Source organism: Geodermatophilus maliterrae, assembly GCF_041018925.1.
Classification (GTDB): Bacteria; Actinomycetota; Actinomycetes; order Mycobacteriales; family Geodermatophilaceae; genus Geodermatophilus; species Geodermatophilus maliterrae.
Map to the genome: position 1 here is coordinate 1 of NZ_JBFNXQ010000097.1, position 18,689 is coordinate 18,689.

Here is an 18,689-nt window from a genome sequence, read left to right on the forward strand (position 1 = left end):
CGTCGACGTCTCCGGTGCCCGGGCGGCGCTGCTGGGGTCGGTGGCGGCCGGGCTGCGCGGTCACGAGGCCGCGCTCGCGTGAGGGGGGACCGGGATGGCTGAGGACGGGACCGCGAGCGGGGAGGACACCGCGCTGCGCGAGGCGCTGGCCGCCGAGCACGCCGCCGTGTGGGGCTACGGCGTGGTGGGCGCGGCGCTGGCCGGCGACGACCGGGCCCCGGCGGCCGAGGGCGAGCAGGCCCACCGCGACGTGCGCGACCGGCTGGCCGCGCTGCTCGAGGAGCGCGGGGCGGACCCGGTGGCGGCCGAGGCCGGCTACACCCTGCCCTTCCCCGTGCTGTCCGCGGTCGACGCGGCGGTGCTCGGGGTGGTGCTCGAGGAGGGCGTCTCGGCGTCCTGGGTCGCGCTGCTCGACACGGCGGAGCAGGCGTCGGTGCGCCAGCTGGCGGTGCTCGAGCTGCAGGCGGCGGAGGCCCGCGCCGTGGGCTGGCGGGTCGCGGCCGGGCGGACCCCGGTCACCACCGCCCTGCCCGGCCTCCCCGACGCCTGAAGCGAGGACCCCCTCGCCCCCCGTCCCCGGCAGGTTCGCGACGGGGCCCTGCGAGGGAGCCGTTCAGCCGAGGTTGCCGAGGAAGGCATCGGTGACGCCGACGGCGGCGCTGCTGGACTGCCCGGCCTCGACGAGCACGGCGAAGGCGATGTCGCCCTGGGGGCCGCCCAGCTGGTAGCCCATGAACCAGCCGTGCGAGTCCGGCGGGGTGTTGCTGCCGAACTCGGCGGTGCCGGTCTTGCCGTGGACCTCGCCGCGGTCGGCCAGCGCGGTCGCCGTCCCGGTGAGCACCACCTGCCGCATCAGCGGGCGCAGCTGGTCGAGCACCGCCTGCCCCGGCCCCTCGGGTGCCCGGCCCGCGGCCTCGCCGCCGACCACCTCGACCGGCGCGGCCGGGCTGCCGCTGGCGATGCCCGCGGCCACCAGCGCCATCTGCGCCGGGCTCATGAGCACCTGGCCTTGGCCGATGGCGTCGGCGGCCTTGGTCGTGCCGGTGGAGTCGGCCGGGACGCTGCCGGAGAAGACGTCGACCGGCAGCTGCCAGTCGGTGCCCACGCCGTAGGAGGCGGCCGCGGCGGCCAGGGCGTCGTCGGGCAGCTGGAGGCCGGCCTCGATGAACGTGGTGTTGCACGACTGCGCGAAGGCCTCGGTGAAGGGCACCGTGCCGAGGTCGAACTGGTCCTGGTTCTCGAACTCGCGGCCGTCGACGACCGTCGTCCCCGGGCAGGCCACCGGGGTGGCGGGGGTCAGCGTGCCGGCCGACAGCAGCGCCGTGGCGGTGATCGCCTTCATGCTCGAGCCGGGCGGGAACTGGCCGCTCAGCGCGTTGCCGGGGGCCGCGGCCTCGTTGGAGGAGACGGCCAGGACCTCCCCGGTGCCCGGCCGGACCACGACCAGGTGGGTGGCCAGCGGCTGGGTGGCGACAGCGGCGTCGGCGGCCTCCTGCAGGGCGCGGACCAGCGGCGTCTGCACCGGCTCGCCGGGCACCGGCTCGACGGCGGCGACCTGCCGGCCGGCGTCGCCCGTGCTCTCGTCGGCGCTCACCACCGACACGGTGAAGCCCGGCGTGCCGGTCAGCTGCTCCTGCAGCGCCCGCTGCAGGCCCGACAGGCCCAGCTGGTCACCGGCGGCGTAGGCGGCCACGCCGTCGTCGGTGGTCTCCTCGATGACCTCGGCCGTGGCCGAGCCGACCCGGCCCAGCAGCGCCGAGGCGAAGCGGGCCGAGGGCGCCAGGAGGCGGGTGCCGGTGGGGAAGACCGCGCCGGGCAGGTCGAACACCTGCGCGCGGATGGCCTCGAAGTCCGGTCGGCGCAGGGTGATCACGGGCACGAACTGGCCGGCCGGCGCGGCCTGGACGTCGGCGGTGATCTCCTCGGCCGCCACGCCGGTGGCCGCCGAGAGCGCCGAGGCGAGGGCGGGCAGGTCGGTGACCTGTGCGGTGTCGACGCCGACGTCGACCACCTCGGTCGGGGCGAACAGCGGCGCGCCGGTGGCATCGGTGATCGCGGCGCGTTCGGGCAGCGCCCGGGTCAGCTGCAGGCGCTGCCCCTCCCCCAGCTCGGGGTGGACGACGGCCGGCGCGGCGACGACCTGCCAGCCCTCCTCGCCCTCCTGCAGCTCCAGGGTGGCGTCGTAGGTCCAGTCGGGCGCGGCGGCGAGGTCCCAGGTGGCGCTCCAGCCGGCGGTGGCGGTGCCGTCGTCGACGGCGACCTCGCCGAGCTCGGCGGTGAGCGTGGCGTCGGGCAGGTCGGTGGCGGCCTGCCGGAGGAGCGCGCGGGCCGCGTCGGGGTCGGTGGTGGCCGCTGCGGCGTCGTCGGTGTCGCCGGCGGACCAGTCGTCGAGGAAGGCCCGGGCGGCGGCGCGGACGTCGTCCTCCGAGCTGCCCGAGCAGGCCGCGAGCGCCGGTGCGGCGAGGAGGGTCAGGACCGAGCCGAGGACCGCCGTGCGTCGTGCTCCCACGGCTGCCCACCCTGTCAGACGCGGGCGCCGATCCCCGGGAAGTGGCCCTCTGCAGGGGCCCGCGCCGAGCGTGGGGGCAGGGCGGCCTTCCTGCAGGGCCCCGCCGCGAGCCTGCGAGGCGTGGGGGCAGGGCGGCCCTCCTGCAGGGCCCCGCCGCGAGCCTGCGAGGCGTGGGGGCAGGGCGGCCCTCCTGCAGGGCCCCGCCGCGAGCTTGCGAGTGGTGGGGGGCAGGAGGGTCCTTCTAGAAGAGGACGCTGGCGTAGCAGCCGACCTCCCGGAAGCCGACCCGGTGGTAGACCGCGCGGGCGGGGACGTTGTAGTCGTTGACGTAGAGGCTGACGACGGGCGCGATCGCCGTCCGCGCGTACTCGACGACGGCGGCCATGCCGGCGGCGCCCAGCCCGCGGCCGCGCCAGGCGGGGGCCACCCACACGCCCTGGACCTGGCAGGCCGCGCGCGACACCGCGCCGATCTCGGCCTTGAACAGCACCTCGCCGTGCTCGATCCAGGCCAGCGACTGGCCGGCGCGGACCAGGTCCTCGACCCGGGCGCGGTAGCCGGCGCCGCCGTCGACCCGCAGCGGGCTGACGCCGACCTCCTCGGTGAACATCGCCACGGCCGCCGGCAGGAGGACGTCGACCTCGGCCGGGCGCACCGGGCGCACCCGCGGCTCGGGCACCACGGCGGGCGGTCCCTCGATCGCCATGAGCGGCTGGCGCGGCCGGTGGTCGCGGGGCGGGCCCCAGGAGGGCTCGAGCAGCTCCCACAGCGGGTCGACGGCGGCGGCCGGCCCGACGATCGTCGAGCACCGCCGCCCGGCCCGGCGGGCGCGCTCGGCGAAGGCCGCGGCCGCGGCCCGCTCGGCACCGGGGACGGCGAACGGGATCAGGTTGGCGCCGGCCAGGCAGATCGCGTCGAGGTCGCGGCCGGTGCCGATGCCCCACAGCGGCGCGCCGAGCGCGGCCGGCGCCGTGCCCGTGACCTCCACCCGGCCGGCGATGACGCAGGCCCCGACCGGGTCGGCGGCCAGGAGCCGGCGGACGGCCGGCTCGTCGGTCTCGTCGAGGACGCGGGCGGTCGGCGAGCGGAGCACGGGAGCGCGGGAGGTGCCGGGGTCAGCTGACGCTGACGACGGGCGGGCCGGACGGGACGCCGTCGTCGGTCTGCTCGCCGGACGGACGCATCTCCCCGGCGAGTCGCAGGGCCTCCTCGATCAGCGTCTCGACGATCTGGGACTCGGGCACGGTCTTGACGACCTGGCCCTTGACGAAGATCTGGCCCTTGCCGTTGCCGGAGGCCACGCCCAGGTCGGCCTCGCGGGCCTCGCCGGGGCCGTTGACCACGCAGCCCATGACGGCGACCCGCAGCGGCACCTCCAGCCCGTCGAGCCCGGCGGTGACCTCGTCGGCGAGCTTGTAGACGTCGACCTGCGCCCGGCCGCACGAGGGGCAGCTGACGATCTCCAGGCCGCGCTGCTTGAGGTTCAGCGACTCGAGGATCTGGTTGCCGACCTTGACCTCCTCGACCGGCGGGGCCGACAGCGAGACGCGGATCGTGTCGCCGATGCCCTGGGAGAGCAGCGCACCGAAGGCCACGGCGGACTTGATCGTGCCCTGGAACGCCGGGCCCGCCTCGGTGACGCCCAGGTGCAGCGGGTAGTCGCACTGCGCGGCGAGCAGCTCGTAGGCGCGGACCATGACCACCGGGTCGTTGTGCTTGACCGAGATCTTGATGTCGCGGAAGTCGTGCTCCTCGAACAGCGAGCACTCCCACAGCGCCGACTCGACCAGCGCCTCGGGGGTGGCCTTGCCGTACTTGGCGAGCAGCCGCTTGTCGAGGGAGCCGGCGTTGACGCCGATGCGGATCGGGATGCCGGCGCCCTTGGCCGCCCGGGCGATCTCGCCGACCTTGTCGTCGAACTTCTTGATGTTGCCGGGGTTGACCCGGACGGCGGCGCAGCCGGCGTCGATCGCGGCGAAGACGTAGCGCGGCTGGAAGTGGATGTCGGCGATGACCGGGATCTGCGACTTCCTGGCGATGACCGGCAGCGCCTCGGCGTCGTCGGTGTCGGGGACCGCCACGCGCACGATCTGGCAGCCGGAGGCGGTCAGCTCGGCGATCTGCTGCAGCGTCGCGTTGATGTCCGCGGTCTTGGTCGTGGTCATCGACTGCACGCTCACGGGGTGGTCGCTGCCGACCCCGACCCCGCCGACGTCGAGCTGACGGGTCTTCCGGCGCGGGGCCAGGACGGGCGGGGGCGCAGCGGGCATGCCGAGACCGACGGGGATGGCCATGACCCCCAGTATCCGCGTCCGGGCAGGTCGGTGCCGCGAGCGCCGCGGATGCCTACTGCAGTGTGATCGGGTTGACCACGTCGGCGATCAGCAGCAGCCCCGACAGGGCGATGAACAACCCCGCCACCACGTAGGCGACCGGCATGAGCCGGGCGATGTCGAACGGGCCGGGGTCGGGACGGCCGCGCCAGCGGGCGACGACCGCGCGGGCCTTCTCGTACAGCGCCCCGGCCACGTGCCCGCCGTCGAGCGGGTAGATCGGCAGCAGGTTGAACAGGAACAGCACCAGGTTGACGCTGGCCAGCAGGCTCAGGAAGAAGCTGAGCTTCTCGGCACCGCTGAACTCCTGGATGGCGAAGACCTCACCGGAGATCCGCCCGACCCCGACCACGCCGATCGGGCCGTTGACGTCGCGCTCCTCACCGAGGAAGGCCGCGCGGAACAGCTGCGGCACCCGCTCGGGGATCTCGATCAGCCGCTGCACCGACTGCGACACGACCATCCCGAAGTAGCCGGGCAGGTCCGAGGCCGACTGGCGGGCGAAGCCGAACACGGGGCTGACGCCGAGGTAGCCGGCGGTCATGGTGCCCTCGCCGTCGTCGGTGGCGACGACGTTCTCGATCGGGGTGACGGTCAGCTCGCGACGCTCCCCGTCGCGCTCGACGGTGAGCTCCAGCGGCCGGTCGGCCGAGCCGCGGATGGCCTGCTGCACCGCCGTCCAACTGTCGTAGGCGGTGGGCTCGAGCGCCTGCCCGTCGACGGCCACGATGGTGTCGCCCGGTCGCAGGCCGGCCTCGGCGGCGGGGCTGGCGACCGGCGCGGCACAGCCGGGGCTGCCCTCCTCGCAGACCTGCCCGGCGCCGGCGCCGGCGGTCACGATCGGGATGGAGCAGACGTCGGTGCCCTCCTCCTCGGCGACGGCGATGCTCTCGGCGCCGGCCGGGACGACGCAGGCGGGGACCGTGTCGACCTGGGTGGTGATGACGTTGGTGCCGATGGCGGTCAGCGTGATCGTGAAGAACAGCACCGCGAGCACGAGGTTGTGGAACGGCCCGGCGAACATGACGATCACGCGCTGCCACCACGGCTTGGCGTAGAAGACCCGGCCGGCGTCGCTGGGGAGGACGTCGTCGAGCGCCTGCCCGCGCACCTCGGCGATGAACCGGCGCATCCGGGTGGCGCGCGTGCTCTCGCCCTCCTCGGCCGGCGGGATCATGCCGACGATGCGGATGTAGCCGCCGAGCGGGATGGCCTTGACGCCGTACTCGGTCTCGCCGCGGCGCCGGGAGAACAGCGTGGGCCCGAAGCCGACCATGAACTGCGGCACCCGCATGCCGAACTTCCGCGCCCACCAGAAGTGGCCGGCCTCGTGGAAGGCGATGGAGGCCATCAGCCCGACGAAGAAGGCGACGATCCCGAGGACCGTCAGGAGGGTGCTCAGCTCTGGCCTCCGGCGAGGGCGGCGCGGGCGTGCTGCCGGGCCCAGCGCTCAGCGGCCAGCACGTCGTCCACGCAGGTGGGGGCGCCGAGGTCCGGCGCGTCGTCGAGCGTACGCGCGACGAGACCCACGACGTCCGGGAAGCGCAGCCGACCCGCCAGGAAGGCGGCGACCGCCTCCTCGTTGGCCGCGTTGTACAGCGCGGGGACGACGCCCCCGGCCTCCCCGGCCGCCCGGGCGAGCCGGACCGCGGGGAACGCCTCCTCGTCCAGCGGCGCGAACTCCCAGGTGCTCGCCGCCGACCAGTCCAGCGCCGGCTGGACGCGTGGCAGCCGGTCGGGCCAGGCCAGCGCCAGCGCGATGGGCAGCCGCATGTCCGGCGGGCTGGCCTGGGCGATGGTGGCGCCGTCGGCGAAGGTCACCATCGAGTGCACGATCGACTGCGGGTGCACGACGACGTCGATGTCGGCGTAGGGCACGTCGAAGAGCAGGTGCGCCTCGATCAGCTCCAGTCCCTTGTTGACCAGGGTGGCGGAGTTGACGGTCACGACCGGGCCCATGTCCCAGGTCGGGTGTGCCAGCGCCTGCTCGACGGTGACGTCGGCCAGCTCGGCGGCCGGGCGCCCGCGGAAGGGCCCGCCGCTGGCGGTGAGCACCAGCCGGGCCACCTCGCCGCGGGCGCCGCCGCGCAGGCACTGGGCCAGCGCGGAGTGCTCGGAGTCCACCGGCACGAGCTGGCCGGGCGCGGCCGCGGCGGTGACCAGGTCGCCGCCGGCGACGAGGGACTCCTTGTTGGCCAGCGCGACCACGGTGCCCGCCCGCAGGGCCGCCAGGGTCGGCCCCAACCCGATGGAGCCGGTGATGCCGTTGAGGACGACGTCGGTGGGGCGGGCGGCCAACTCCTCGGCCGCCCGCGGGCCGGCGAGGATTTCCGGCAGGGCGTACTCCCCCCGCGCCCAGCCGCGTTGCGAGGCGGCGGCGTAGAAGGCCAGCTGCAGGTCCTGGGCCGCCGTCGCGCGGGCGACGGCCACCGTGCGGACACCCAGGGCCAGCGCCTGCTCCGCCAGCCGGGCGACGTCCCCGCCGCCGGCGGCCAGCGCGGTGATCCGCAGCCGGTCGGGGTTCTGCTCGGCGACCGCGATCGCCTGCCGGCCGATCGACCCGGTCGAGCCCAGCACGGTCACCTCGCGCGGCTCGCTCATGGGTCGATCCTGCCAACCGCCGTCCAGTGCACGCGCCGCGGTCCCCCTGGCTGCGCCGGTCGAGGGGGTCACCTGGCACTCACTGTCCCTCCGGTGCCAGCAGCACGGCCGTCTCCCTGTCGGGATCTGCCATCGATCGAGCCGAGCCGGCGCACCGTGTCGTCGGTTCCGTCCCGACGCCGAGAGGACGACGGCGTGTCCTTGGTGACGTGGCTACAACGGCGCGCAGCCGTGCCGATACTCCTCGTGACGGCTCGGGGTGCCCGGGCCACAGACCTCCCGGAGGACCCATGTCCCGCGTGTCCCCGCTCCGCCTCGCCGTGACCACGGGGCTCGCCCTCGGGACGGCCGTCACCGGCCTGGCGCTGGCGCCGGCCGCCCTCGCCGCGACTCCCCTGCCCACGCCGGAGATCGCCGACGCGACCGTCGAGATCGGCGAGACCATCACGCTCACCGGCGAGGCCTGCTTCGGCCCCGAGGACGCCGCGCACCCGACCGACGTCTACTTCGTCGGGCCGCAGTCCAGCTACTTCGACGGCTCGACCCAGGCCGCGGAGGACGGCACCTGGACACTGGAGCTCGGCATGTACGTCGACATCGAGCCCGGCACCTACCAGCTCGTGGTGGACTGCGACCACTACACCGCCGGTGGCGAGTACCCGCCGGTGACGGTCACCGTGGTCCCCGAGGGCTGGACCCCACCCAGCTCCTCGACGTCCAGCTCCTCGGCGTCCAGCTCCTCGGCCGCCGCCACTTCCTCGGCACCCCGGACCACAGGCGGCCCGGGTGCGATCCGCGGCACGTCCGCCAACACCCCCGGCGTGGCCAGCCCGGACACCGGCAAGGCGACCGGCGACAGCACGGCCGTCGGCCGGAAGGTCGTCAAGGTCCTCACCGGCTTCCGCCCCGGTGAGGTCGTCACGGTGACCCTGCACTCGACGCCCCGCACCATGGGCACCTTCACCGCCGACGCCAACGGCACGGTGACCGTCGAGTTCACCGTCCCGGCGGGCACGCCCACCGGCGACCACACGCTCGTCTACGAGGGCGACATGGGCACGTACTTCCAGGAGTCCTTCGCGGTGACCGCCACCTCGGCCGCCTCGCCGAGCCTGGCCTACACCGGCGCCAGCGTCGCCGTCCCGCTCGGCCTCGGCGCCGGCGCGCTCGCCCTCGGCGGCGGCCTCGTGGTCGTGGCCCGTCGCCGCGCCGCTGCGGCCGCGGAGGCCGTGCAGGCCTGAGCGTGACCGCACCGCACGACACCGACGCCGGCCAGGGCTCCCCTGGCCGGCGTCGGCGGTTCCCGCTCCCCCGGGGACGCGCCCGGGTCCTGCTCGTCCTGCTCGCCGTGCTGCTGGCTGCCGCGGGCGCCGACGTCGCGGTGCTCGCCGCCCGCGTCGACGAGGTCCGCGTCGACCTGCACGCCGACGACGCCGACGGCCGCACCTGGGTGCTCGTCGGCGTCGACTCGCGGGCGCGCCTCCCGGAAGGGGCCGACCCGGCGGACTTCGGGACGCCGGAGGCGGTCCCGGGCAGCCGGGCCGACGTCGTGGTGGTCGTGCACCAGACCGACGCCGGCACGACGGCGCTGTCGGTCCCGCGCGACCTCGTGGTCTGGACGGGCACGTCCGGGGGACGACTGGCCCTGACCTGGCTGGACGGGCCGCAGGCCACCGTCGACGCGCTGTGCGGCCTGGGCATCACCACCGACCACCTGGTCACGGTGGACCTGGGCGGGTTCGCCGCGGTCGTCGACGCCGCCGGCGGCCTGGAGGTCGACGTCCCCGAGCCGGTGCGCGACGGGCCGGCCGGGCTGCTGCTGCCCCGGGCCGGTCGCCAGCACGTCGACGGCGCGACCGCGCTGGCCCTCGTGCGCTCCCGGCACCCCGAGCACCGGGTGGACGGCGCGTGGGTGCCCGCACGCGTCGACCCCGACGGCCGGGCGGGGGCGGCGGGCACCGTCCTCCCGGCGCTGCTGGAGCGCGTCCACGGGTCCCTTGCGCTGCCGTGGCGGCTCCAGGCGGTCTCCTGGGCCGCCTCCGGGGCCGTCGCCGTGGACCCCGGCACCTCCGCGACCGACCTGCTCGGCCTCGCCGGCGCCGATCTCGGCCCGGTCCCCGTGCTGCCCGCGGGCGAGCCGTTCGGCTCCGTGCTGGCTCGCCGACCCACGGCCGCCACCACCGCCGCCGTCGCCGCGGCCGGGCTCTCCTGCGGCGGATGACGACCCGCCGCGACCTCGCCCGGTGGGGCGCCGCCCCTGCTGGCAGGATGGACGGCGTGAGCGAGCAGCACCGCGCCCGGATCGCCCAGGACAACCCCGCCACCACGCGGGTCAACCAGCCGGGCCGCGAGGAGGCCGTCGTCCGCGCCGGGGACCACCCGATCGAGCACGAGCGCCCCGAGGACTGGGGCTGGCACGGCCGCGCCGGCAGGTGGGGCCAGGTCGCCGGCTGGCTCGGCGTGCTGTCGCTGCTGTCCTACGTGTGGGGCAACCACGAGGGCCGCATGGAGGACCTCTGGCTGGCCGGCATCGCGGGGCTCATGGTGGTCATCCTGCTGTGGGACCTCCGCCGCAAGCGCACCGCCTGGCGTCCCTGAGGAAGGACCTCCCTGCCCCCATCGCTCGCAGGCTTGCGGCGGGCCCCTGCAGGGAGGCCGTTAGGCGGCGGTGACCCCGATGGCGGCGCCGATCGCATAGGTGGCCCCCGCGGCGACCGCCCCGAACAGCAGCTGGCGCAGCCCGGCGTACCACCACGGCCGTGGGGTGAAGCGCGACGACAGCGCGCCGGCCGCCACCAGGCCGATCCCGCCGCACAGCAGCGCCACCCACAGCAGCGACAGCCCGAACAGGTAGGGCAGCAGCGGCAGCACGGCGCCCAGCGAGAAGGTCAGGAACGACGAGACCGCCGCCGTCCGCGGCGAGGGCTCGTCCTCCGGGCTGAGGCCCAGCTCGGCCACGACGTGCAGCCGCAGCGCGACCTCCGGGTCGCGGGAGAGCTGGACGGCGACCTCGCGGGCCAGCCCCTCCTCGACACCGCGGACGCGCAGCATCGCGACCAGCTCGGCCAGCTCCTCCTCGGGGTGGCGCTCGAGCTCGCGCCGCTCCTTGGCCACCTCGAGGTCGAGCTGCTCGTTCTGCGTCTTCACCGACGTGTACTCGCCGAGGGCCATCGAGATCGCGCCGGCGACCAGGCCGGCGACGCCGGAGAGCACGATCGTCCGCGGGGCCGCTCCCCCGCCGCCGACGCCGGCCACCAGGGCGGTGTTGGTGACCAGCCCGTCCATCGCGCCGAAGACGGCGGCGCGCAGCCGGCCGCCGGAGACGTCGGCGTGGTGGTGCTCGCGCAGGGCGGCCGGGTCGTCGTTCGCGGGGACGCCGTCGGCGGGGAGCTGGTCGGTCCGGGACGTCACGCGTCGGCCTCGGCGCCGAGCGCCACGGGCGCCTCCGGCGTCGGGGTGGCAGTGGCGACGGCGGGGACGCCCACGGCACGGTCGGCCGCGGCGAGCTGGCCGCAGGCGCCGTCGATGTCCTGGCCGCGGGTGTCGCGGATCGTCGTCGGCACGCCGGCGGCGCGCAGCCGCGCGACGAACTCCCGCTGGGCCGGCAGCGGGCTGGCGTCCCACTGGCTGCCCGGGGTCGGGTTGAGCGGGATGAGGTTCACGTGCGCCAGCTTCCCGGCCAGCAGCCGGCCGAGCAGGTCGGCACGCTCCGGCTGGTCGTTGACGTCGCGGATGAGCGCGTACTCGACCGAGTAGCGGCGGCCGGTGCGGGCGGCGTAGGCGTCGGCGGCGTCGACGACCTCACCCACCTCGTAGCGGGTGTTGATCGGCACGAGGGTGTTGCGCAGCTCGTCGTCGGGGGCGTGCAGGCTGACCGCGAGCGTGACCGCCAGGCCCTCCTCGGTGAGCCGGCGGATGGCCGGCACCAGGCCGACCGTGGAGACGGTGACCGAGCGCTGCGAGAGGCCCAGGCCGTAGGGGGCCTGCCCGATCAGCGAGCGCAGGGTCTGGCGCACGCGCGGGTAGTTGGCCAGCGGCTCGCCCATGCCCATGAAGACGACGTTGGACAGCCGCCCGGGTCCGCCGGGGATCTCCCCGTTCGCCATGGCCGCCGCGGCGGCGACGGCCTGGCCGGTGATCTCGGCGGCCGACAGGTTGCGGGTCAGCCCCTGCTGCCCGGTGGCACAGAACGGGCAGGCCATGCCGCAGCCGGCCTGGCTGGAGATGCAGACGGTGGCCCGGTCGGGGTAGCGCATGAGCACGCTCTCGACCAGCGCGCCGTCGTGCAGCCGCCACAGCGTCTTGCGGGTGCGCCCGCCGTCGGCGGACTGGTGCCGGACGGGGGTGAGCAGCCCGGGCAGCAGCGCCTCGGTCAGCGTCTCGCGGACCGCGGCGGGCAGGTCGGTCATCTGCGCCGGGTCGGTGACGCCGCGGTGGAAGTGCCGGGCGAGCTGGTCGGCGCGGAAGGCCGGCTGCCCGAGCCCGGCGACGGCGGCGCGCGCCTCCTCGCGGGTGAGGTCGGCGAGGTGGCGCGGCGGCTTCCCCCGGCGAGGGGCGTCGAAGACGAGGGGCAGGGCAGTCATGGCCTCCCCATCGTCCCACCCCCCGGCGGCGCGTGGGCTCCGCCGCGGGTGAGGTCGCTCGCTCAGGGCCCCTGTCCCCCGGGACCCGGAGCGGTGGGCTCCGACGTCCCGGTCGTGCCCGTGTCGCCCCCGTCGCCGTCCGTGGGGTCCGTCGGGTCGAGCGGCTCGATCGGGTCGATCGGGTCGATCGGGTCGATCGGGTGCGTCCCGTCCGTCTGGTCCGTCTGGTCCGTCGGGGTCGGGGGCTCGATCGGGGTCGGGGGCTCGATCCGGGTCGGGGGCTCGATCCGGGTCGGGGGCTCGATCCGGGTCGGGGGCTCGATCGGCGTCGGTGGGGGCGGCGGGGTGAGTGCCGGGTCCTCGACGGGACCCACCACCGGTGAGGACTCGTGCGTGGGGGTGGCCGCCGGCCCGTCGATCGGCACCGGGCCCGCACGCGGGCCGCTGGGCGCGACCGGGCTGCCGGGCTGGCCGGTGGGGACCTCGACCGGTGACTCGGGCGTCACCGGCGCGACGACCGCGGACGGCGACGCCGCCGTGGTGGGGACGGTCGCCGGGGCGGGAGGCCGGGACCCGGCAGCGCGGAGCACCGGTGCCGGGTCCGTGCGGGCCTCCTGCTCGGGGGCGGTCGGCACCGGGACGCCGGTGGTCGGCGCGTCCGGGACAGTGGCCGCGACCCCGGAGGGCCGGGTCGCGGGAGTCACCCGAGGAGGTTCGACGACCTGACCCGGCGGCGACTGCACGGCTGCGGACGGGACCGGGCCGGAGGAGGACCCCGCCAGCAGGACCGCGCCTGCGATGCCGCCGGCCGCGAGGAGCCCCACCACGACCGCGGTCCCGACCCGGCGCCGGGCCCGCACCCGCGGGCCGTCGACGACCCGCGGCTGCACGGTGCCGGCGGCGGTCACGGTGTCGTCGGCGGTCACGGTGTCGGCGGCGACGAGGTCGAGGTCCGCCGGGGTGTCCAGCTCCCCGGACCCGGGGGCTCCGCACTCCGCGACGGCGGCCTCCCCGGACCTGGCGCCCCCCTGGCCGCCGGCCTCGGGCCGGGCCGCGTCCGGCACGACTGGCTCGAGGGCGTTCCCCGGGCCGCCGTCCGGCACAGGGGTGTCCTCCGGGGTGCTCTCCCCCCGGTCGCTCCCCTCCGGATCGGAGTCCTCGAGGTGCCCTGCCCCGGCGTCGAGGCCCTCGGCGTCGAGGCCCGCGGTGGTACCTGTCGCGGCGGGTCGGGCCGCGGGCTCGGTCAACCAGTCGGGCAGCCAGTCCTGCCAGTCGTCCGCGGGTGGCACGAGGCCCCCGCCCGGGACCTCGTCGACGGGGAGTCCGGCGGCTGGGGGGGTCGCGGCCGGCCCGGAGGCGCCTGGGACCTCGTCGTCCTGCCGTGCCGTCATCCCACCTCGCAGCCACTCGCAGTCACCGTCGGGTCACCTACCGGAGCAGACCATGGTGCCGCACGGACCGGGCCGGTCCGTGGAGGCGCGACCGTGCGCCGGCCGCGAGGCCGCCCCCACACGGACCGGGCCCTGTCCCGCCGTCCCGCGCCCGCCACGGCCCCCGCCGGCGGACACGCGCGGGCAGCTAGCGTCGCCCGCGTGACGGAGGTGGACGGGGCGCCCGCGCCGCCCGACGGCGTCGGCGTCGGCCCGTGGGCGGGGCCGTGGCCCGAGGACCCCCGGTACGACCCCGAGCTGCTGGCGCACGGCGACCGGCGCAACGTCGTCGACCGGTACCGCTACTGGACCGTCGAGGCGATCGTGGCCGACCTCGACCCGCGCCGGCACGCCTTCCACGTCGCCATCGAGAACTGGCGGCACGACCTCAACATCGGCACGGTCGTGCGGACCGCCAACGCCTTCCTGGCCGCCGAGGTGCACGTGGTCGGCCGCAAGCGGTGGAACCGCCGGGGCGCGATGGTCACCGACCGGTACCTCTCCGTGCGCCACCACCCCGACGCCGATGCGCTCGGCGCGTGGGCGCGGGCCGAGGGGCTGCCGGTGCTCGCCGTCGACAACCTGCCCGGCGCCCGCCCGCTGGAGACCGCCGTGCTCCCCCGCGGCTGCGTGCTGCTGTTCGGCCAGGAGGGCACCGGCCTGTCGGCGGAGGCGCGGTCGCTGGCCGACGACGTGCTGTCGATCGCGCAGTACGGCTCCACCCGCTCGATCAACGCCGGCGTGGCCGCGGGCATCGCCATGCACACGTGGATCCGGCAGCACGCGGAGCCGGTGTGACCGTGGACGACGACCCGGACCTCACCGCTGCCCGCAGCGGGGACGAGGTGGCCTTCGCCCGCCTGGTCGGCCGGCACCGCAGGGAGCTGGCCGCGCACTGCTACCGGATGCTGGGCTCACCCCAGGACGCCGAGGACGCCGTCCAGGAGGCGCTGCTGGCCGCCTGGCGCGGCCTGCCCGGGTTCGAGGGCCGCAGCTCGCTGCGCACCTGGCTGTACCGGGTGACCACCTCCGTCTGCCTCCGCCAGGCCCGACGGAGGCCCCGCCTGCTCTCCCCGGACGCCGGACCGCCCCGCTCGGACGTCGCCGACCTCGGCGAGCCGGTCCCCGGGCCGGTCTGGCTGGAGCCGCTGCCCGGCGAGCTCGTCGACGACGACGAGCCGGCCACGGCCTACCTGCGCCGCGAGAGCGTGGAGCTCGCCTACGTCGCCGCCCACCAGCACCTGCCGGCCACCCAGCGCGCGGTCCTGCTGCTGCGCGAGGTGCTCGGGTACAGCGCGGCCGAGGCCGCGGACCTGCTCGACACCACGCCCGCCTCGGTGAACAGCGCCCTGCAGCGGGCCCGGGCCGGCGTGGACGAGCGGGTCCCGCCGGTCAGCCAGCAGGTCGAGCTGGCCCGGCTCGGGGACACCGGCACCGCGGCGCTGGTCGACCGGTTCGTCGCCGCGTGGGAGCGTGCCGACGTCCCGGCCCTGGTGGACCTGCTCACCGAGGACGTCCGCTTCACCATGCCGCCGCTCCCGGCGTGGTTCTCCGGCCGGGACGACGTCGGCCGGTTCCCTCGCCGAGCGGGTGTTCGCCACGCCCTGGCGGCTGACGCCCGCGCCGGTCAACGCCTCCATCGGTCTGCTGTGCGAGCAGTTCGCCGACGGCGCCTGGCGTCCCGGCTCGGTGACCGTCCTGGGCCTGCGCGACGGACGCGTCGGCTGGATCGCGGGCTTCGTCGACCCCGCCCTGCACGAGCGGTTCGGGACGGGATCCGCCGGCGACCGATGAACCGGGGCGCCTGCGTGTCTCTGTACTGGTGACGGACCCCACCGACCCCGAGGAGAACACCGTGAGCCCTGTCGTCGTCAGCACCCTCGTGTCCCTGGACGGGTACGTCGCCGGCCCCGGCGGCGACATCTCCGGCCTGCCCATGGACGCCTCGTTCGACGCCCTGAACCTGGAGCGGCTGCGCGCCGCGGGCACCCTGCTGATGGGTGCCACCACCTACCGCGGGATGGTCGGCTACTGGCCGGCCGTCGCCGCGGACCCGACGGTGTCCCCCGCGGTGGCGCTCGACCCGTCGGCCGCCGACCTGCACCGCGAGACGGCGCAGCGCAACGCCGCGCTGCCGAAGGTGGTCGTCTCCGACTCCCTGACCCCGGCCGACACCGGGCCCTGGGCGGACACCACGACGATCGTCCGCCGCGCCGACGCCCACGCCGCCGTGGCCGCGCTGCGCGCCGGGGCCGGCGGGGACGTGCTCGTCTTCGGCAGCCGGACGCTGTGGGGCGACCTGCTCGCCGCCGGGCTGGTCGACGAGCTGTTCCTCCTGGTCGGCCCCGTCGTCCTCGGTGCGGGCCTGCGCGCCTTCCCGGACGGCGTCCCGGCGCACCTGCGGCTGCGTGACACCGCCCGGCGTCCCGGCTCGGACAACGTCCTGCTGTCCTACGCCGTCGGCACCGGGGACGCCGAGCCGTCGAGCTGACAGCCGGGCCCGCGTGGGCCAGGCTCGGCCGGGTGAGCCGACTCGACGACGTCGACCTGTCCGCCCGGCTGTCCAAGAAGGAGGGCAAGGACCAGCTCGCCGCGGCGCAGCAGCGGCTGGTGCACCTGCGCCTGCTGCTCGGCGGTCAGATCGGCGCCGGGGAACTGGGCCCGCCGCTGTGCGTGCTCTTCGAGGGCTGGGACGCCTCGGGCAAGGGCGGGGCCATCAAGCGGCTGGTCGACGAGCTCGACCCGCGGCACGTGCGGGTCGCCCAGTTCGCCGCCCCCTCGTACGACGAGAAGCGGCACCACTTCCTGTGGCGCTTCTGGCCCGTGCTGCCCGGCTGGGGCGGCATGGCCGTGCTCGACCGCACCTGGTACGGCCGGGTGCTCGTGGAGCGGGTGGAGGGCTTCGCGACCGAGGAGCAGTGGCAGCGGGCCTACGGCGAGATCGTCGACCTGGAGACGACGCTGGCGGCCGAGGGCACCGTGCTGGCCAAGTTCTGGATGCACGTCTCCCCCGAGGAGCAGCTGCGCCGCTTCGAGTCCCGCCGCGGAGACCCCTACCGCGCGTGGAAGCTGACCGACGAGGACTGGCGCAACCGCGAGAAGCGGGAGGCCTACGAGGTCGCCGTCGAGGAGATGCTGCAGCGCACCGACCACCCCGGCGGACGCTGGACCGTCGTCCCCGCCGACGACAAGCGCTACGCCCGGGTCGCCGTCGTCCGCACCGTGTGCGAGGCGATCGAGTCGGCGCTGGCCGCCCGCGGGATCGACCCGGACGCACTGCCGGGGTGAGCCCGCTGCTGCACCTGTGCGAGCCGGCCACCTGGCGGGCGGCGCTGGCCGCGGGGGCGCTGCGGCCGCCGTCCCTGGCCGGGACCGGGTTCGTGCACCTGTCGCACCCGGAGCAGGTGCACCTGCCGGCCGCGCGGCTGTTCCCCGGGCGCCGCGACCTGGTGCTGCTCGTGGTCGACCCGGCCCGGCTCGCCGACCCGGTACGGGAGGAGCCCGGCGTCCCCGGCGACCCGGACGGGCTGCGCTTCCCGCACCTCTTCGGGCCGCTGCCGACGGCCGCCGTGGTCGCCGTCGTCCCGTACCGGCCACCGGCCGAGCCGGTGCTGCCCCGGCCGGACGACGCGCTGGGCCGGGCGCTCGCGCTGTCGCTGTCGCTGCGCACCCGGCGGGCCGCCGAGGTGCGCGACGTCCCCGGCGGGGTCGCGGTGCTCGACCCGCGGTTCCGGTGCTCCCGGGACGACAACCGGCTGGTGCTGTGGGAGCCGGTCGCCGCCGCCACGGTGGCCGCAGCCGCCACCGGCGCGGGCCTGCCGCACCCCGCCGCGACGCTGACCTGGACCGGTGCCGACGGCGTGGCGGCGGACCTGGCCGGTCGGGGGTGGCAGGTCGAGCAGGTGCTGGTGATGGCCCGCTCCGCCACCCCGCCGCTGCCGGGGCGCCGCGCCGAGGAGGTCGACCAGCGTGCGGTGCACGCGCTGTGGGAGGCCGGGTGGCGCCGCGACCTGGCCGGGGAGCCCGACCTGGACGAGGTGGTCGCCCAGCTGGTCGGCCGGGAGCACCGCAACGACGCGGTCGTCGCGGTCACCGACCTCGCGGTGCGGGAGGAGGGGCGGGTCGTCGCCGCCGGTCAGCTGCGGGTCGACGGCGCCACCGCGGCGGTGGAGTCGGTCGTGACCGAGCCCGCCGCGCGCGGCCGCGGGCACGGGGACGCGGTCCTGGCGGCCGCGCTCGACCGTGCCGCGGCGAGCGGCTGCGACCTGGTCGTGCTCGAGGCGGCGGCCGACGACTGGCCGTGGCACTGGTACGCCCGGCGCGGCTTCGACACGGTCGGGTCCACCTGGGAGGTCACCGCGCCGCGGGCCCGTCTCGGCGCGGTCGTCGATCAGGCCGGGGGCGCCACCCACGACAGCAGCAGGTAGGCGACCGCCGCGGAGGGCAGCAGGCTGTCGAGCCGGTCCATGATCCCGCCGTGGCCGGGCAGCAGGGTGCCCATGTCCTTGATGCCGAGGTCGCGCTTGATGAGCGACTCCCCGAGGTCGCCGGCGGTGGCGGTGACCGCGAGCGCGGCGCCGAGGAGGACCCCGCCCCACCACGGCCCGTCGAGGCCGAGCACGACGATCGGGGTGGCGACGGCGACGCACGCCGCGACCGAGCCGACCATGCCCTCCCACGACTTCTTCGGGCTCACCGAGGGCGCCATGGGGTGCCGGCCCCACAGCACGCCCGCGGTGTAGCCGCCGACGTCGTTGCCCACCACGGTGGCGATGAAGACCAGCACCCGCAGCGCGCCGTCCTCCGGGACGAGCAGCAGGACCGCGAACCCGGCCAGCAGCGGCACGTAGAGGGCGACCAGCACACCGGCCGAGGCGTCGCGCAGGTAGCCCTCGGGCCCGTCGCCCAGCCGCCACAGCAGGACGGCGACGACGGTGAACAGGAACGCCACGACCAGGCCGTCGGGACCGCGGGTCCAGGCCAGCGCGAACACGGCGACCGTGCCCACGACCAGGGGCGCCAGCGGGGCCTGCGCGCCCCCGGCCTCCAGCGCGCGGACGAGCTCGACGACCCCCAGGAGGATCGCCGCGGTGATGACCAGCAGGAACGCCGGCCGGTAGACCAGCAGCGAGGCGAGGATGACCCCGCCGAGGCCCAGCCCGACACCGACGGCGGCGACCAGGTCGCGCCCGGCGCGGCCACTGCCGCGCTGGGCCGCCGGCCGGGAGGCGCC

The 18,689-nt window shown here is 76.4% G+C and carries 18 protein-coding genes; 9 read left to right on the forward strand and 9 right to left on the reverse strand.

Annotated elements, in window-relative coordinates:
- Nucleotides 1–94: 94 nt before the first annotated feature.
- Nucleotides 95–550, forward strand: coding sequence for a ferritin-like domain-containing protein (locus tag ABQ292_RS21555; protein WP_369209764.1), 456 nt, complete (start codon nucleotides 95–97; stop codon nucleotides 548–550).
- A gap of 63 nt (nucleotides 551–613) precedes the next feature.
- On the opposite strand, the gene ABQ292_RS21560 is transcribed toward ABQ292_RS21555, so the two are convergent.
- The 5 genes from ABQ292_RS21560 to dxr all read right to left on the reverse strand — a co-directional run bounded on the left by ABQ292_RS21560 (nucleotide 614) and on the right by dxr (nucleotide 7,443).
- A complete protein-coding gene (locus ABQ292_RS21560; RefSeq protein ID WP_369209765.1) occupies nucleotides 614–2,509 on the reverse strand; it encodes a penicillin-binding transpeptidase domain-containing protein in 1,896 nt (631 codons plus the stop codon).
- 241 nt (nucleotides 2,510–2,750) lie between these two features.
- On the reverse strand, nucleotides 2,751–3,602 hold the full coding sequence (locus ABQ292_RS21565; RefSeq protein ID WP_369209766.1) for a GNAT family N-acetyltransferase: 852 nt from the start codon (nucleotides 3,600–3,602) through the stop codon (nucleotides 2,751–2,753).
- Between the two features lie 22 nt (nucleotides 3,603–3,624).
- Nucleotides 3,625–4,803, reverse strand: coding sequence for a flavodoxin-dependent (E)-4-hydroxy-3-methylbut-2-enyl-diphosphate synthase (ispG, locus tag ABQ292_RS21570; protein WP_369209767.1), 1,179 nt, complete (start codon nucleotides 4,801–4,803; stop codon nucleotides 3,625–3,627).
- A 52-nt stretch (nucleotides 4,804–4,855) separates the two neighbouring features.
- Complete coding sequence (locus tag ABQ292_RS21575; RefSeq protein ID WP_369209781.1) at nucleotides 4,856–6,289, reverse strand: M50 family metallopeptidase; 1,434 nt, start codon at nucleotides 6,287–6,289, stop codon at nucleotides 4,856–4,858.
- Complete coding sequence (dxr, locus tag ABQ292_RS21580) at nucleotides 6,241–7,443, reverse strand: 1-deoxy-D-xylulose-5-phosphate reductoisomerase (protein ID WP_369209768.1); 1,203 nt, start codon at nucleotides 7,441–7,443, stop codon at nucleotides 6,241–6,243. Before dxr ends, ABQ292_RS21575 begins: the two co-directional genes overlap by 49 nt.
- 299 nt (nucleotides 7,444–7,742) lie before the next feature.
- Here dxr and ABQ292_RS21585 point away from each other — a divergent pair, with 299 nt between their 5' ends.
- Genes ABQ292_RS21585 through ABQ292_RS21595 form a run of 3 tightly spaced genes read left to right on the forward strand, consistent with a single transcriptional unit; the run spans nucleotide 7,743 to nucleotide 10,041 of the window.
- Nucleotides 7,743–8,684, forward strand: a complete 942-nt coding sequence (locus tag ABQ292_RS21585) for a hypothetical protein (RefSeq protein ID WP_369209769.1) — start codon at nucleotides 7,743–7,745, stop codon at nucleotides 8,682–8,684.
- Nucleotides 8,685–8,686: 2 nt separating this feature from the next.
- Nucleotides 8,687–9,664, forward strand: a complete 978-nt coding sequence (locus ABQ292_RS21590; RefSeq protein WP_369209770.1) for an LCP family protein — start codon at nucleotides 8,687–8,689, stop codon at nucleotides 9,662–9,664.
- Between the two features lie 56 nt (nucleotides 9,665–9,720).
- Entirely contained in the window at nucleotides 9,721–10,041 is a 321-nt protein-coding gene (locus ABQ292_RS21595; protein ID WP_369209771.1) for a DUF2631 domain-containing protein, read from the forward strand.
- Nucleotides 10,042–10,101: 60 nt separating this feature from the next.
- Here the strand turns inward: ABQ292_RS21595 and ABQ292_RS21600 are convergent, their stop codons facing one another.
- From ABQ292_RS21600 to ABQ292_RS21610, 3 genes are all read right to left on the reverse strand, one after another.
- The gene (locus ABQ292_RS21600; RefSeq protein WP_369209772.1) at nucleotides 10,102–10,854 is read right to left on the reverse strand and encodes a VIT1/CCC1 transporter family protein; all 753 of its coding nucleotides are present in this window, start codon (nucleotides 10,852–10,854) and stop codon (nucleotides 10,102–10,104) included.
- Nucleotides 10,851–12,026, reverse strand: coding sequence for a dual-specificity RNA methyltransferase RlmN (gene rlmN / locus ABQ292_RS21605; RefSeq protein ID WP_369209773.1), 1,176 nt, complete (start codon nucleotides 12,024–12,026; stop codon nucleotides 10,851–10,853). The genes ABQ292_RS21600 and rlmN overlap by 4 nt, the downstream gene beginning before the upstream one ends.
- A 62-nt stretch (nucleotides 12,027–12,088) precedes the next feature.
- Nucleotides 12,089–13,315: a hypothetical protein gene (locus ABQ292_RS21610; protein WP_369209774.1), complete on the reverse strand. Its 1,227-nt coding sequence runs from the start codon at nucleotides 13,313–13,315 to the stop codon at nucleotides 12,089–12,091.
- Nucleotides 13,316–13,618: 303 nt separating this feature from the next.
- On the opposite strand from ABQ292_RS21610, the gene ABQ292_RS21615 reads away from it, so the two are divergent.
- Genes ABQ292_RS21615 through ABQ292_RS21635 form a run of 5 tightly spaced genes read left to right on the forward strand, consistent with a single transcriptional unit; the run spans nucleotide 13,619 to nucleotide 17,883 of the window.
- Nucleotides 13,619–14,254 carry a TrmH family RNA methyltransferase gene (locus ABQ292_RS21615; protein ID WP_369209775.1) on the forward strand — a complete coding sequence of 212 codons (636 nt, stop codon included), beginning with the start codon at nucleotides 13,619–13,621 and terminating at the stop codon, nucleotides 14,252–14,254.
- Nucleotides 14,251–15,282, forward strand: coding sequence for an RNA polymerase subunit sigma-70 (locus tag ABQ292_RS21620; protein WP_369209776.1), 1,032 nt, complete (start codon nucleotides 14,251–14,253; stop codon nucleotides 15,280–15,282). The genes ABQ292_RS21615 and ABQ292_RS21620 overlap by 4 nt, the downstream gene beginning before the upstream one ends.
- 29 nt (nucleotides 15,283–15,311) lie before the next feature.
- Nucleotides 15,312–15,947: a dihydrofolate reductase family protein gene (locus ABQ292_RS21625; RefSeq protein ID WP_369209777.1), complete on the forward strand. Its 636-nt coding sequence runs from the start codon at nucleotides 15,312–15,314 to the stop codon at nucleotides 15,945–15,947.
- A 32-nt stretch (nucleotides 15,948–15,979) separates the two neighbouring features.
- Entirely contained in the window at nucleotides 15,980–16,744 is a 765-nt protein-coding gene (locus tag ABQ292_RS21630) for a polyphosphate kinase 2 family protein (RefSeq protein WP_369209778.1), read from the forward strand.
- Nucleotides 16,741–17,883, forward strand: a complete 1,143-nt coding sequence (locus tag ABQ292_RS21635) for a GNAT family N-acetyltransferase (protein WP_369209779.1) — start codon at nucleotides 16,741–16,743, stop codon at nucleotides 17,881–17,883. The genes ABQ292_RS21630 and ABQ292_RS21635 overlap by 4 nt, the downstream gene beginning before the upstream one ends.
- On the opposite strand, the gene ABQ292_RS21640 is transcribed toward ABQ292_RS21635, so the two are convergent.
- Nucleotides 17,847–18,689, reverse strand: an 843-nt coding sequence (locus tag ABQ292_RS21640; RefSeq protein ID WP_369209780.1) for a phosphatidate cytidylyltransferase, incomplete at its 5' end; no start/stop codon positions are given. The two genes, ABQ292_RS21635 and ABQ292_RS21640, sit on opposite strands and share 37 nt — an antisense overlap.

Excerpts from the sequence above, each read along its gene's own strand:
- ABQ292_RS21555 (WP_369209764.1), top strand. The coding sequence starts at position 95 with ATGGCTGAGGACGGGACCGCGAGCGGGGAGGACACCGCGCTGCGCGAG.
- ispG (WP_369209767.1), bottom strand. The coding sequence starts at position 4,803 with ATGGCCATCCCCGTCGGTCTCGGCATGCCCGCTGCGCCCCCGCCCGTC.
- dxr (WP_369209768.1), bottom strand. The coding sequence starts at position 7,443 with ATGAGCGAGCCGCGCGAGGTGACCGTGCTGGGCTCGACCGGGTCGATC.
- rlmN (WP_369209773.1), bottom strand. The coding sequence starts at position 12,026 with ATGACTGCCCTGCCCCTCGTCTTCGACGCCCCTCGCCGGGGGAAGCCG.